Annotated in this window: 11 protein-coding genes, 1 rRNA gene, 1 pseudogene and 1 riboswitch; of the genes and pseudogenes, 9 read left to right on the plus strand and 4 right to left on the minus strand. The window is 50.3% G+C overall.

The genetic code is table 11. The annotated features are described in order from the left end of the window. Positions 1-52: 52 nt before the first annotated feature. The 4 genes from nirB to cobA all read left to right on the plus strand — a co-directional run bounded on the left by nirB (position 53) and on the right by cobA (position 4581). A complete protein-coding gene (nirB, locus tag NNL21_RS30640) occupies positions 53-2494 on the plus strand; it encodes a nitrite reductase large subunit NirB (protein WP_305881023.1) in 2442 nt (813 codons plus the stop codon). A gap of 54 nt (positions 2495-2548) precedes the next feature. After that, a complete protein-coding gene (gene nirD / locus NNL21_RS30645) occupies positions 2549-2863 on the plus strand; it encodes a nitrite reductase small subunit NirD (RefSeq protein ID WP_204821932.1) in 315 nt (104 codons plus the stop codon). A 75-nt stretch (positions 2864-2938) separates the two neighbouring features. Next, on the plus strand, positions 2939-3808 hold the full coding sequence (locus NNL21_RS30650) for a formate/nitrite transporter family protein (protein WP_204821931.1): 870 nt from the start codon (positions 2939-2941) through the stop codon (positions 3806-3808). An 8-nt stretch (positions 3809-3816) separates the two neighbouring features. Beyond that, entirely contained in the window at positions 3817-4581 is a 765-nt protein-coding gene (gene cobA, locus NNL21_RS30655; protein ID WP_204822000.1) for a uroporphyrinogen-III C-methyltransferase, read from the plus strand. A gap of 82 nt (positions 4582-4663) precedes the next feature. Here cobA and NNL21_RS30660 read toward each other — a convergent pair whose 3' ends face one another. Beyond that, positions 4664-5470: a WYL domain-containing protein gene (locus NNL21_RS30660; RefSeq protein WP_204821930.1), complete on the minus strand. Its 807-nt coding sequence runs from the start codon at positions 5468-5470 to the stop codon at positions 4664-4666. Then, positions 5445-6758, minus strand: a complete 1314-nt coding sequence (locus tag NNL21_RS30665) for a helix-turn-helix transcriptional regulator (RefSeq protein WP_204821929.1) — start codon at positions 6756-6758, stop codon at positions 5445-5447. The genes NNL21_RS30660 and NNL21_RS30665 overlap by 26 nt, the downstream gene beginning before the upstream one ends. 173 nt (positions 6759-6931) lie before the next feature. Here NNL21_RS30665 and NNL21_RS30670 point away from each other — a divergent pair. From NNL21_RS30670 to NNL21_RS30680, 3 genes and pseudogenes are all read left to right on the plus strand, one after another. Next, positions 6932-7821: pseudogene (locus NNL21_RS30670) on the plus strand (RtcB family protein). 126 nt (positions 7822-7947) lie between these two features. Further along, positions 7948-8040, plus strand: a riboswitch (cyclic di-GMP riboswitch). A gap of 49 nt (positions 8041-8089) precedes the next feature. Beyond that, the gene (locus tag NNL21_RS30675) at positions 8090-8815 is read left to right on the plus strand and encodes a hypothetical protein (protein ID WP_204821928.1); all 726 of its coding nucleotides are present in this window, start codon (positions 8090-8092) and stop codon (positions 8813-8815) included. Positions 8816-8994: 179 nt separating this feature from the next. After that, positions 8995-10002, plus strand: coding sequence for an HD domain-containing phosphohydrolase (locus NNL21_RS30680; RefSeq protein ID WP_204821927.1), 1008 nt, complete (start codon positions 8995-8997; stop codon positions 10000-10002). A 133-nt stretch (positions 10003-10135) separates the two neighbouring features. Here the strand turns inward: NNL21_RS30680 and NNL21_RS30685 are convergent, their stop codons facing one another. Together NNL21_RS30685 and NNL21_RS30690 are read right to left on the minus strand one after the other, a co-directional pair. Beyond that, entirely contained in the window at positions 10136-12199 is a 2064-nt protein-coding gene (locus NNL21_RS30685; protein ID WP_204821926.1) for a methyl-accepting chemotaxis protein, read from the minus strand. Between the two features lie 275 nt (positions 12200-12474). Next, on the minus strand, positions 12475-12783 hold the full coding sequence (locus NNL21_RS30690) for a hypothetical protein (RefSeq protein WP_204821925.1): 309 nt from the start codon (positions 12781-12783) through the stop codon (positions 12475-12477). A 214-nt stretch (positions 12784-12997) separates the two neighbouring features. Between NNL21_RS30690 and NNL21_RS30695 the strand changes: the two genes are divergently transcribed. Next, positions 12998-13783, plus strand: a complete 786-nt coding sequence (locus tag NNL21_RS30695; protein WP_204821924.1) for an arylamine N-acetyltransferase family protein — start codon at positions 12998-13000, stop codon at positions 13781-13783. Between the two features lie 491 nt (positions 13784-14274). After that, a 16S ribosomal RNA gene (locus NNL21_RS30700) occupies positions 14275-14528 on the plus strand; the annotation flags it as partial.

Below are 14528 nucleotides of genomic sequence, written 5' to 3' on the forward strand. Positions count from 1 at the left end.
GCAGGCTTTTATTATTTTCTGACAGACGAAGGATGGGGAGGAGAGAATGACAATGGCTATAACGAAGAAGAAATTAGTGCTTATCGGTAATGGCATGGCAGGAGTTCGGGCAATTGAGCATCTATTGAAGCTTTCTCCTGGCAGCTACGACATAACGATCTTTGGTGCTGAGCCGCATCCCAATTATAATCGCATTATGCTTTCTTCTGTCCTGGCGGGCGGCGCGGATATGCAGGAAATCGTCATCAACGACTGGGATTGGTACAAAGAGAATAACATTACCTTGCATACAGGCCATAGGGTGACAAAAATTAATACGGAGCGCAAAAAGGTTACCTCCCACCTAGGCATTGAAGCGGCTTACGATGCGATTATTATTGCAACGGGCTCCAATCCATTCATGCTGCCGCTTCCCGGCGCAGACAAGGAAGGCGTTATCGCATTCCGTGATATTCATGATTGCGAGGTGATGATCGATGCCTCCAAAAAATATAAGAAAGCAGTCGTTATCGGCGGTGGCTTGCTCGGGCTAGAAGCCGCCCGGGGGCTTCTCCATCTCGGGATGGAAGTGACTGTCGTCCATATTAACCGCTATTTAATGGAACGCCAATTAGACGAAGCGGCATCCAGGATGCTGCAGCGCGAGCTGGAGCTGCAAGGGATGAAGTTTTTATTGCAGAAAAGCACAACATCAATTAAAGGTAAGCGCCGCGCTACCGGGCTGGCCTTCACGGATGGTACTGAGGTAGATGGTGATTTAGTCGTGATGGCCGTCGGGATCAGGCCGAACGTGGAGCTGGCCAGGGGGGCTGGCATTGATGTGAATCGCGGTATTGTCGTGGATGACTTCATGCAGACGAGTGTATCCGGCATTTATGCCGTCGGCGAATGTGCGGAGCACCGCGGCATCGGATATGGCTTGGTTGCCCCGCTTTATGAGCAGGGTGCTGTGCTAGCCAAGCATCTGGCCGGTGTGGAGACGGCCGGCTATACGGGCTCTGTCACCTCAACAAAGCTGAAGGTTTCCGGCGTTGATGTATTCTCGGCCGGACGCTTCGAGGAATCGCCGGGCACCCGGGCTCTGAAAATTCAAGATGAATTGGCTGGCACGTATAAGAAAATTGTCATTCAGGATGGGAAGCTTATCGGTGCGGTGCTGTTCGGAGACACCTCGGATGGTGCGGAATTATTCGCTTCTATTAAGAAGGGAGAGTCGGTAGCAGGGCGCGAGAAGGAAATATTGCTTGGTATTTCGTCGGATCTGCTTGGTCAATCCTCCGGTGGTAACAGGCTTGAAGCGATGGGCGAGGATGAAATTATATGCGGCTGTAACGGTGTGTCAAAAGGAACGATTGCCGAAGCGATCATGACCAAAGGCTGCAATACCGCTCAAGCTATTAAATCATGCACGAAGGCTTCTGCTTCCTGCGGCGGCTGTAAGCCTCTCGTAGAGGGATTGCTGACTCTGTACGCAGGCGATTCACTCGGCGAGCAAGTAAAAGAAGGTATCTGCGGCTGTACGTCGCATAGCAGGGATGAGATCGTAGATGGAATTACAAAAATGCGGCTTATGAGCACCAAAGAGGTGATGAACGTGCTTGGATGGCGCAACCCCGAGGGATGTACGAAATGCCGTCCGGCCCTGAATTACTACCTTGGCATGCTTTATCCGGAGGAATACGTCGATGAGAAGGAATCCCGTATCACGAACGAGCGGTATCATGCGAATATTCAGAAGGACGGTACTTATTCCGTCGTTCCTCGTATTTATGGCGGAGTTACCTCCCCAGCCGATTTGAAGAAGATCGCTGAGGTGGCCGAGAAATTCGAAGTGCCGATGGTCAAATTCACGGGAGGACAACGGATCGACCTGCTGGGCGTGAAGAAAGAAAATCTTCCGAAAATTTGGGCGGAGCTCGATATGCCCTCCGGACACGCCTACGGAAAAACGCTGCGAACTGTCAAGACATGCGTCGGCAATACGTTTTGCAGATTCGGAACCCAGGATTCAATCGGCATGGGCATCCGGATGGAGAAGGCCTTTGAACGCTTGAATACGCCTGCTAAGGTGAAGCTCGCCGTGTCCGGTTGTCCGCGGAATTGTGCGGAATCGACGATCAAGGATCTTGGCGTTATCGCGATTGATGGCGGCTGGGAGCTTCATGTTGGCGGCAATGGCGGCATTAAAGTGAAAGCGACAGAGCTGCTCACCATCGTGAAGACCGAGGACGAGGTGATGGAATGGTCCTCCGCTTACTTGCAGCTATACCGGGAACATGCCCAATGGAATGAGCGTACTGCTCAATGGATTGAGCGCGTTGGACTCGACTATGTCAAGAAAGCGTTGGAGAAACGAGAGGACCGCCTTGCCCTTATGGCGCGAATCGAGAAAACGCTTAGCCTGACAACCGATCCCTGGAAGCAAATCGTAGAAACGGCGGAGCTGCGCAAAAACTTCGAGCATTTGACCGGTGAACAGTCTATGCAGATCTAGCAACGAAGCGTCGTTGGGTTCACCACTTATGAGATGAAACGGAGGCGTACGGCTATGACAACGAAGCTGCTGGTAGCTAATCTATCGGATATTGATGTGAAGGGATCGCGTACTATGCGGGTAAAGGGTACTGATATCGCCGTATTCCGTTTAACGGACGGCAGTGTGCTTGCTGTAGAAAATAAATGTCCGCATAAGGGCGGAGTGTTGTCGGAAGGAATGGTGTGCGGGACATCCGTACACTGTCCGCTCCATGACTGGAGAATCGATCTTCGCAGCGGCCGCGTCCATGAGCCTGACGAAGGCTGCGTCAACACGTACGAAACTGAAATTGACCGCGAGAGCGGATCTATCTATATCACGATTTGAGCTTATGCTTGTGATGAAGCTTGTTACGGCGAAAATCTGTGAGGATAAGCTTCACAAAACGATGGAGGAATGACAATGGCATATGTAAAACCTGGTGAAGTGTTAGATGCCATGATTGAAGCTGGAACTGCAAAAGCAAGCTTAAACGCCTTTCATATCGTGATCCGCGGATTGTTGGGAGGCGCTATACTCGCCTGCGCGACAACACTGGCTTTCACGGCTGTTAGTCAAACGTCCATCGGTCTGGTAGGGGCTCTTATTTTCCCCGTGGGCTTTGTCATGATCGTTCTGCTGGGTCTTGAACTTGTGACGGGAACCTTTGCACTCCTTCCATTATCGGTTATGGAGCGTAAGACAACGATGCCTCGTATGCTCGCAAGCTTCGGATGGGCCATTCTGGGGCATCTTGTCGGATGCGGCTTATATGCGGTCTTGTATGGTTTGACCGTGACGAAGATGGGTACGGATATGAGCAATCCATTGGCACAAATGCTCATCCAATTAAGTGAAACCAAAACGCTCGGTTATCAAAAAATGGGCTATGACGGAATGATGCTTGTGACCATAAAGGCCGTGCTGTGCAACTGGATGGTAACGCTAGGTGTCGTGATGGCTTTTACATCCAAATCTACGATGGGCAAAATTGCAGCGATGTGGCTGCCGATTTTGATTTTCTTTGCGCAAGGCTTCGAGCATGCTGTCGTAAATATGTTCGTTATTCCCGCGGGCATGCTGCTTGGCGCTGACGTATCCATGGCTGATTGGTGGCTGTGGAACCAAATTCCGGTGTTGATCGGTAACTTTGTGGGGGGCGCGTTGTTTACAGGCGTTCTATTCTATTTATCTCAAAGAAAGTTTACCCGCAACCTATCCTTTGCTCAGCAAGGAACAAAGTTACCGGACACGAAGGCTGCGATACTGCCAGCCGAAGGGAGCGGCTTATGAGGGGACCGATGACAGGCAAGGTCTATATTGTCGGAGCAGGACCTGGTGATCCTGAGCTTATTACGGTGAAGGCTATGCGTCTCATTCAACAAGCAGACATTATTCTGTACGATCGTCTCATAAGCAATGAATTGCTGGAGTACGCCAGTCCCCATGCAGCGTTGGTTTACTGCGGCAAAGCTCCCGGCTCGCATGCGATGCCTCAGCAGCGGATTAACGAGACGCTTGTCAATTATGCGCGGGAGGGTAGGATGGTCGTCCGTCTTAAAGGGGGAGACCCTTTCGTCTTTGGAAGAGGAGCTGAAGAAGCGTTAGAGCTTGCAACATGGGGAATCCCGTATGAAGTTGTACCAGGTATCACTTCGGTTATCGGTGCTGCCGCTTCAGCGGGCATTCCCGTTACACATCGTGAGTATGCCGCTTCCTTCGCTTGTGTGACCGGCAGCCGCTGTCATGGCGACAAGCCGCCCGTTCGCTGGGACTTGCTTGCGCATGGCGTGGATACGTTGGCTATTTATATGGGCGTCAGCGAGCTCCCGGCTATTCGCGAAGAGCTGCTTAAGCACGGCAAGGCCTCCACAACCCCGGTTGCCTTGATCGAACGCGGTACGACTTCTCGCCAGCGTACCATCATAGGAACTCTTTCGGATATTCATACAATTGCCGCCTTGCGAAAACTAAGCAATCCGGCACTCATTATTGTGGGAGAGGTGGTCCGCGTGCGCGAAAGACTGCTGCAGGCCGAGCAGCAGGCAGTAACATTGATTGGATAGGCTCTTGTTATAAGAGCCGCAGCATCCCTTAAATAACAAGCGGCCTGTCCGATGTCAGCAAGAAACTGACAGGAACAGGCCGCTATTGCGTTTCCGCCGCATACCGTGCCAGCGCCTTCGATGTGGATTCCAGCATTCGGCGCTGCAGCCTCGCACCTTCTGCCACGCGGACGCGTTTGCCGAGAAAGCGAATCTTTGACAGCACATATTCGCTCTCATCGCCGAGAAACGTAAGCTTAATCCGATACGTATCCGAATCGCCGTCATAATCGACTTCTTTCTCGAAGCAGGAGAATGCGTAAAGAATACGAGACAGCTCCTGATTATACAGTCTGACGACCTCAATGATGGCAGTCTCCTTGCGCCCTTCCAATTGTGCGCTAATCTGGGCAGGCAGAGCTGCCGACCGGTCCGGAGCGATAGCCTCTTCGTGAACATCCACGATGTTCGCGAGTCTCGTCGACATGAAGCTTTGATGGCGCATATGGTGCCAGAGCAGGTACCATTCCCGTTTGACCATACTGTATTCCAGGCGATATGGAAAACCGTAGTGGCCGGTATAGACGCCCCCGTTCTTGAGCCGGAAGGTAAGCCGGATGCCGCTGCCATTCATGATGATTCGCCGGAGGGGCCGGAGGAGCGGATGGTAGACCTGGCGCTCCGCGCTTCGCGCTTTCTGCACCACATGATCGGATAGTCCGAGCGTTGGTTCGGATTCCAGCACGGCGCGGAGCTTGCGCAGCGTCTCTGGCATGAAGGCCTCGTCTGCAGCAGGATGAGCGAGCATTGTTTTCAACCAGGCTCTCTCATGAGAGGTGAGCGTATAGGAGCCGGACTCCTCCAGCCGGGAAATCAGCTGGTAGTTAAAGATTTTCTCGAACAGGTTCATAATAAGCTTGAATCTCCTTCCATTCCGCGATAAACTCGCGCCGAAGCTGAAGCGGCTCCAGAACCTCGCAGCTCGAGCCGAAGCTGCGGAGCCACGGCTTGATCTCTGTCGTACCATTCACCGTAATCTCGTAGATGAACGATTCGCCGGTGGTCTCGGTGATCTCGCCCCACTGTCCTTGAAGCTCTACTCGCTCCCGGATGAAATTCACCTTGGCGCCTTCGGGATTGAAGAAGCGTGCGCGGATGAGAACCGCCCGTCCGGTATCGATGAGCCAGCTGAAACGCGTTCGCAGCTGCAGAAGCTCCATCCTTTCGGCGAACAGCGCTTCTTCCGCCTTATCCTCTTCCTCCACGATTTGAGTAATGCCCTCCACGCGGTACTTCACAATATCATGACGGGCATATCCGAGCAGATACCATCGGCCGTATTGGTGGTCGTACACGACCTTCAGCGGCAGCATCCTTGCCTGTTTGCCCTCGGTTTCGCGTTCGAATAGCGGGTTCGTATTCTTCGATCCGTAGCTTTGCCGGTTCTTCGGCGAGAAGTATAGAAACGTAATCGATCTTCGATCCCGGATCGCATGCAGCAGAGTGAACAGATGTGCCTCGTCGAGAATCCGGGAAAAGTAGTGGTACCGGTATAAGAAGGGCTCCATCGCATCCTGCAGCTTGAACGCCTTCTTCAGGCTGTCACGCAGCAAATACCCTTGGACAGACGGTACCTGCGTATTGGCCATCACATCGACGAAGGCGTACAAATCGATTCGTTCCTGCTCCGTCAGTTCGTTCACCAAGCTGTTATGGATGGCATACCTATAGGGCCGTCCCCCGGCTTCGCGGCGAACCACGCCAACCTCCTCCAAATAGCGAAGATCGGAGCGGATCGTCTTCTCATCGGGCATTGGAAAATCAGAGGGCAGTCCGCCGCAGCATACATCGAGCAGCTCCATCGCCGTGAGGGAACGCTGCTGAAGGGCTGCGATCAGAACGGAGAGGCGATAGCTCTCCGATTCTTTGACCGATTTGGCCCGGTATAGAAACAGCAGCATGGGATCTGCACTTTCGTAATAATTGAAGCGCAGCATGTTCGCAAACTCGCGGCCTTGCGTCTCGGGCAGCTGCTGGTAGACGGTGCCGACGATTTCCTTTAGACGGCGTAGCGTCTTATCGAAGGTGTGGACAGAGATGCCGAGACGCTCGGCGAACTGCTGCCGGCTGTAAGCGCCGCTCGTCAGCACCAGCATGCGCAGGAATTGGACTTCTTTATCAAAGCTCTCTTTGGCCATAAGGGAAATGCTCCTTTCGAACCCGAACAAACGTATAATTATCATTCTACCAGTGCGTGCAGACGGTGGATAGACAAAGTAATTGAAGCATCGTCATACTTATGCCATGTTCGGGAAGCGCAGAATGAGCGATGATTAGAGCATGAATTCACACGTTAGGAGAGTTATTGGACATGACCTATCAAACCATTGAAGGCGTTCGCGTCTGGGGAAAACCAGACGAAGGCGCGATGCTGCAAGCCAAGACCTGTAATGAGCATGGCAATGTGGTGCAAACACTGCTGATGGCAGACCATCATAAAGGCTATAGTCAACCGATTGGAGGGGTGGTCGTCTACGGCGGGCAAATCTCTCCATCGGGAGTAGGCTATGATATTGCATGCGGCAACAAAGCGGTACGTACGAATCTTATGGCTTCGGATATTAGGCCGAGAATCGCGCCTATCATGGACCGGATTGCCGCGAAGATCTCGTTTGGTATCGGCCGGGTCAACAGTGAGAAGGTCGATCACGAGCTGTTCGATGATCCGGATTGGGCAGTCTTCGCAGCCATAGGGCGGCAAGAGCACGATAAGCTGAAGGGGCTGGCCCGGGATCAGCTCGGAACGGTCGGAAGCGGGAACCACTTTGTGGACCTGTTCGAGGAAGCCGGTACGGGAAGGCTGTGGGTGAGCAATCATTTCGGCAGCCGCGGCTTCGGACACAAGACGGCCAGCGGATTCCTCAATTTGGCTGCAGGACGGGGGACGAGAACCGTGATGCCTACTACAGCACCGTTCATGGAGCAGGCCGGCTTATGAGCCGTACACAGGCGGCAGGTAAGATGAACTGGAAGACGCGTAAGCGCTCCGGCGGTCAGATCACGCCAGACCAAATGAGGAAGGCGGTCCAACAATTCGGCGTTGAGCTTCGGGGCGCGGGTACGGACGAAAGTCCGTTCGTCTACCGCAAGCTGCAGGAGGTGCTTGATGCCCACTCGGAAACCATTGAGGTTCTGCATGTGCTGAAGCCAATCGGCGTCTGCATGGCCGGGGCTGACGAATTCGATCCCTATAAGGACTGAACGGCAAGCGGTTAATTCTCGTAAATTATACAAAAGTAAAACTATAGACCTATCAAAATGAATGAATCTATTTACAATGGATAAGGAAACTATTACTATATACCTATAAAAGGTTAACAACGACACTGACGTTACTGGCAAACCCGTTGAAAGGCGGGGACGCAAAGCTGCGGGTCTAAGGCATATGATCGTGTATGCTAAGACAGCCGGGCCGCCATAGGGTGTCTTTTCTATTGTCGATACATAACGTACAGGAGGTAAGTTTCAGATGATGAACAAAGCGATAAAAGGGGTAATGGCCTTATCCATCATGCTCGCATCGACCGGAGTTGCTGCGGCTGAACCTGTGCAGCCTGCGGCTGCTGTAGCGAATGCGAGTCCGCTGGCGAATAAGAAGATGACCGCAGCCACCTTCAACAAGAAGCTGGCGGAGCAAGCTCGGACGAGCAGCACGTTGAAGAAACAGCAAGGCTATCTGCTCGGCCAATTGAAGAACAACGAAAGCGGACTAACCGACCAGCTTGTTGAATTGCTGGAGGCGGAGGATACCGTCGGGTATTTGAACGAGGAGCGCACTCTTTTCTTCGCCGGCGCCATGAACATGCTGTCGACGCGGAATGACAGTGTCGCAGCGTATCTGGAAGAGGAGGAGATGGACCTCTTATCCTCGCTCGCGGCAGGCTGGATATCGCAGAGCAAGCAGGCGACCAAGCTCAAGGAGTCATATGCTAAACTCGGTGTAACCTTCAAAACCTATGTCAACCAGAAGCTGTATCAAGAGGCGCTGAACGTGCGCAATGAGCAGATCGGTCTCGATAAGAAGCTGAATACGCTCTATACGGCGATGGTAGCTAACCAAGAAGAAATTCATGAGGTTCTGTACGATGTGCTTAACCCGCGGTTGTATGAAGATGAATGGACGGACGAGGACAGCAGCGAAGATAATAACGATGATGGTTATGAGTCCGTATGGGACGCTGTCTACGGCCGATAGCAGCTGGGGCAAACACTTGAATATATGGAAACCACCCTCCTTCAGGGTGGTTTTTTATATTTCCACACGTAGAATTCATTGTTATGCCGCTAATAGTATAACGATGTGATAGATTTATGTGATAGAATAAAACCGCAATTGACAGATTATACATACAGATGAACTGAGTTGATGACCTCATGATTGAATCGCTTCAATCCTTTCTATCGCTTGCTGATGCCGTTATTATTACGAACGAGAAGCATCAAATCCTGGCCGTGAACAAAACCTATGAATGCATTACGGGATATTCGTCGGAATTAATCGTGGGCAAGAAAGCGAGCATATTACGAACCAAGCATACTCCAGATGATACCTATGTCGGGATGTATGAAGCTCTGAATAACGGTTCCCCGTGGTCGGGTATCTTCACCAATCGAAAGCGCGACAAGAGCCTGTGGCATTCATCGATAACGATCAGCCCCTTCATCATAGAGGGGAGTACATATTTCGTCGGTGTGTTCCGGGAGCTGGAGCAGCTCGACCGCGGATATTATTTGGATGAGAAAAGGGTGGCTTCGATCCAAGCTTCTCTATTAAAGGTGCTTGCGATTTCATGCGAGATACGCGACCCGGGAATCGAGCCCCACCTCACACGCGTGCAGAAGCTGACCGAGCTCCTTGCGCAGCGGCATAATGAACGATGTCAATTGGATATGCCGGAACTGGTAGTTGCGGGTATCGCCCATTCCAGCATACTGCATGATATCGGCAAATCTGCCATTCCCGAAGGCATTCTATACAAGCCAGGTCGTTTGGCAGACTATGAACGTACCATTATCGAGATGCATACCGTAATTGGCGTTGATATTATTGGTAAAATATATTCGGAGCTGGACGATGAAATTTTTGAAAATGAATTTTCCACAGCCAAAAATATAATCCTCTACCATCATGAAAAATGGGACGGCACGGGTTACCCGCATCGGCTTCGGGGAACGGAAATTCCTCTAGAAGCGCGGATCGTCAGTGTCGTCGATGTCTTTGATGCACTCATATCGAAGCGGCCTTACAAGGAGAAATGGTCGATTCCGCAAGCCGTGCAGTATTTGCAGGAGAACAGAGGAAAGCATTTTGATCCGGATCTGGTAGATTCGTTTTTAACGCTTTATGAGGAAGGCGAGCTGCTGCCTGAATCTGATACATAACGGCTGGATTCACCTGCTATTTGTTATTACAAAGAAAGAAGAGCGTCCGAAGGGGCGCTCTTCTTCATTTAAATTCTGCTGCAATCTGCGAGGCGTGTTGGATCCCATTACAGCGGTTTCCGTCAGTAAGCAACTACTCTACTTTAAACTTAGCTGCTGATTCGGCCAAAGCCTTCGTCAGATCGTCGATCGTTCTGACCATGTCTGCGAGCTGCTGAACCATAGCGGACTGCTCTTGGATCGTGGCTGTTACTTCCTCGACCGATGCGGAAACTTCCTCTCCGGATGCCGACAGGCCTTGGGCGGATACGAGCATTTCATCTTTATCCTGCTCGATGTAGGCGATTTCCCCGGCCATTGCTTTGATTTGCTCTGCGATTTCCGATACATTGTCCATGATCATGCGGAAAGATTGCTGAGTTTGACCCACATAATCGTCCTGCAGGCTCGAGATATCGCGAATTTCCCGGACACTGTCATTATTCTGGGCAACAAATCCGAGATTTTGCTGAATGATCGTATGAATTTCACTGGATTGCTTCGCGCTCTGCTCGGCCAGCTTGCGAATCTCAGAAGCGACAACGGCGAAGCCACGGCCATGCTCTCCGGCTCGTGCTGCTTCAATGGATGCATTCAGAGCTAGCAAATTCGTTTGATTGGCGATATCGGCAATCGCGCCGGTAATTCGGCCGATGCTGTTGGAGCTTTCCTCCAGCTGCAAGGTAATGGAAGAGATCTTCCGTACCTCTTCTTCGTTGCGATTGTTGATTTCCATCAGGTGGTCAACAACCTCATTGCCGGTGTGGAACACGCCGACAATCTCGTCTGTGCTCGCTTTGACGGATTGGGCTTTGTCGTTAATGGATACAACCTTCTCACCGAATCCATAGAACTTGTCGACGATAAGCTCTGTATCATTCGCTTGAGATTCCATCGCCTTTGCGATTTCACCTGCCGTTGCCGATGTTTCCCTGATGGATACTGCCGTTTGCTTCGACGAGGACTCCAATTGAACGGTACTCGCTTTGAGAACGTCAATAGAGCGGTTCATATGAGAGATGAGCTCCTTGTTCTGGCTGGTCATCGTATTGAAGCTTTCAGCTAATTGCTTGAATTCACTGTCATACCGCCCGGTGGCAGAGACGGTCAAGTCTCCTGAAGACAGCTGCTTGAACAACTGGGCTAGCTTCGCTACTGGTCGCGTAATCATCCGGGAAATAAATAGTCCAGCAGCAATTGCAAGGATTACGGCGATGATCATAACGATTATGACTTGATTCAGCATCTTTTTCAGAGGCCTCTCGATGTCATTGTAGCTGTCGCTAACAACAATGGCCCAATCTGCTAGCGGTATTTTCGTATAACGGATGTAGCTGTCGCTCATTTCAATCTCACCTTGCAGCACTTCACCTTTGGCACGGTCATCCAAGAATGAGTCGATACCTGCGGTTTCGAGCTTTTGGCCAAGCCGTTCCGATGTTTTTGAATCGTAAAAGACGATCCCGGACCGGCTTAGAATCATGACAGAGCCTTCTTCATTGACTTTGACGTTTTCCAGCTTATTAATAAAGAAGGCGGTACTTACGGAGGAACAAAAGACGCCGATTACTTTACCGTTATCGTCTTTGATCGGAACCGCAATGGCAACGACCAGTGCATTCGTTGATTTGGAGACGATCGCATCGCTTATAAACGGGTCGCCTTGAATGGCTTTTTGGTAATATTCGCGGTCCGCGAAGGATTTTCCTGAGGCCTTCGAATTACTGCTCTCTGCTACCACTGTCCCCTTCGAATCTAGAAGAATAAAAGAATCGTAGCCTTGAGTTCCTGTCAAGCTTTTGGTTAAGATATTGTTGGCTTTATCGTAGGCCGGATTTTTTGCGGAGAAGAATTCGTTGTCTGAGAGAGTGCCTGCTTGCCGTAGCTGCAATAAATCTTTAAACGTGTTATGAATGGAGATCAGATAAGTAGATTGCTCTTGAAGCTGAATGGCAGACCAGAGTCCTTCTCCGATCCGGTCCGAGTTGGCGCGCATTTCATCTTTACTCTTTTGCAGCAGGATGGCGGAGCCTAATGAATACATCGCAAACCCTGATCCAAGCAGTGTAACGACAACCAACGCACTGATGAATACGGGGAGCTTAATTCTTAGGGAAAGATTAGTCCAATGTTGATACCAACTTGTTTGTTTCTTCATGATGCAGCCTCCTTGTTAATGATGAAGATAGTAGTCGTTCAGCCTTAATCCTTCTCGTTATCGGATATTGATTTATAGTTTTGAAGAGGGGGGTGCAATTAGTGAAAACTTTGTCGAATTTTCGTGTAATCGATCCTTTCTCTACAAGCTCACCGTCAAAAAAACACCCTTCCTTCTGCCCAGGGCAAAAGGAAGGGTGTACATGGAATCCGTGGTTGTTAGGAATTGTTTCTTCAATAAAGGTTCAATGTCGCGTTCAAGACAAACATCTACGACTAGAAAGTGCGGGATCGCGGTTTGCCGGTGTTCATGGCGCTGATCAGGAGAAGGATGGCTGAAGCGAGATGCATGAACCAACCTAAGACTGGAATCCAGCCGAGTATAGAAGTGGCGATACCGGCAACGGGGCCGTATATAGGCTCGCGATTGTTTAACGACAAGACCAGCGTTATTAGGTGAAGAACAAACATGATCCCCAGTGGGGCGTAGGAAAACCCTACAACGATAAGCCCGCCCACTATCGGTATAGCGAGCACTAATTCCAATAGGCCGGTTACGAGCTTCATAATTTTTGAGTTCGACACAAGGTCACTCCTCCGTAATAGGTAAATTTTACTATATCGTATCATTTTCGATTATATGCGACAAGGTGCTGTTCATCCAAAGTATGAGCGATTTCATTCGCCGGTAGTCCTTCCTTCTATAGAAGGTTTGGCAATCATTAATGTAGAATGATGAAAGACGACATCGAAAGTGACGTTGAAGGATCTAATTAACATATGTAGAGGAGCGTTTCATATGAACGATACCCGCGCTAATTTGAAGCCTGAGATTAGAGCTTATCTGGCTCGGATCGGATATGAAGGACCATTAGACGGCAGCGCATCGACTTTAGCGGAATTGCAGGAGCGTCATTTGCATTCTGTTCCGTACGAGAATCTTGATATATTACAGCGCATCCCTCTATCGCTCGAGATACCGGACTTGATTGAAAAGATCGTCGTGCAGAGACGCGGGGGCTATTGTTTTGAGCTAAACGCCCTATTTGGTTGGCTGCTGCGTGAGCTGGGCTATCCCGTTACAGATTTCGTCGCCCGCTTTTGGCGAGATGAACCCGATTGCCCGCCCAAACGGAGGCATCATGTGTTAAAAGTGGAGGCAGGGAATGATTCCTATTTGTGTGATGTGGGTGTTGGTGGAATCGTGCCGCGCAAACCGGTTCGGATGGAAGAAGGCCTGGAGCAATGGCAGGGGGATGAATGCTACCTGCTGGAGCGGGATAGCGGCTACGGCTGGCTGCTTTGCGAGTTTAAACGCGGGGAGTGGAATAGGATCTATTCCTTTACGGAAGAAAATCAATTGCCTAAGGACTTTGTAATGGCTACTTATTGGTGCGAGAATGCTCCCGGCTCCATATTCATTCAGGGCCGAATGCTGGCGATACGTACTAAGGAAGGCCGCAATTCAGTGGCAGGAGATGAATTTCGGATCTTTACCAAAGAGGGGGTACGCAGCTTTATTCCGAAGACGGATGAAGAATATAAAGAAGCGCTGCGCGTTCATTTTGGAATCGAGTTAAAGTAATGAATCCAAATCATTTAGCAAATAATCATTGATCGAGATCGAGTTTCGCTCCGCGCTGGCCATCATAGCTGCGATTATACAGGCATGACTAATCGCAGCTATGATGGCACAAGATATTATATGGCGATGTATAGGCGGGCGTTATTTGTGGAATTCTGAAGAAAACAAGAATGAATACAGGAGGGAATCGACAAAATATATCAATTTCCATAAAATTCATCTTTACAAACCGGTTGCACATGCGGTATATTCTAATTCCGGCCAAGAGAAATAACGTCGGAAAGGAAAACAGAGAGAAAAATAATAGTTGCTTTTTTAATAGGCAGCATGTTATACTCTAATTCCGGTCGCGAAACAAGCGATCCTCAAGAAAGCAATGAAACAAGAGTACTTGTTCCTTGAAAACTGAACAATGAGCGACCTGTCAAGCAAAGATTTAACAAGTAATGAGCTAACAAGCTTATCTCAATAGTCGGCCTTCGGGCCGCACTTTTATGGAGAGTTTGATCCTGGCTCAGGACGAACGCTGGCGGCGTGCCTAATACATGCAAGTCGAGCGAATTTCATTGAAAGCTTGCTTTCAATGGAGTTAGCGGCGGACGGGTGAGTAACACGTAGGTAACCTGCCTGCAAGACTGGGATAACATTCGGAAACGAATGCTAATACCGGATACGCAATTTCCTCGCATGAGGGAATTGGGAAAGGCGGAGCAATCTGCCACTTGTAGATGGACCTGCGGCGCAT

The organism is Paenibacillus mendelii, assembly GCF_024498075.1.
In the GTDB taxonomy this organism is placed as follows: domain Bacteria; phylum Bacillota; class Bacilli; order Paenibacillales; family Paenibacillaceae; genus Paenibacillus_Z; species Paenibacillus_Z mendelii.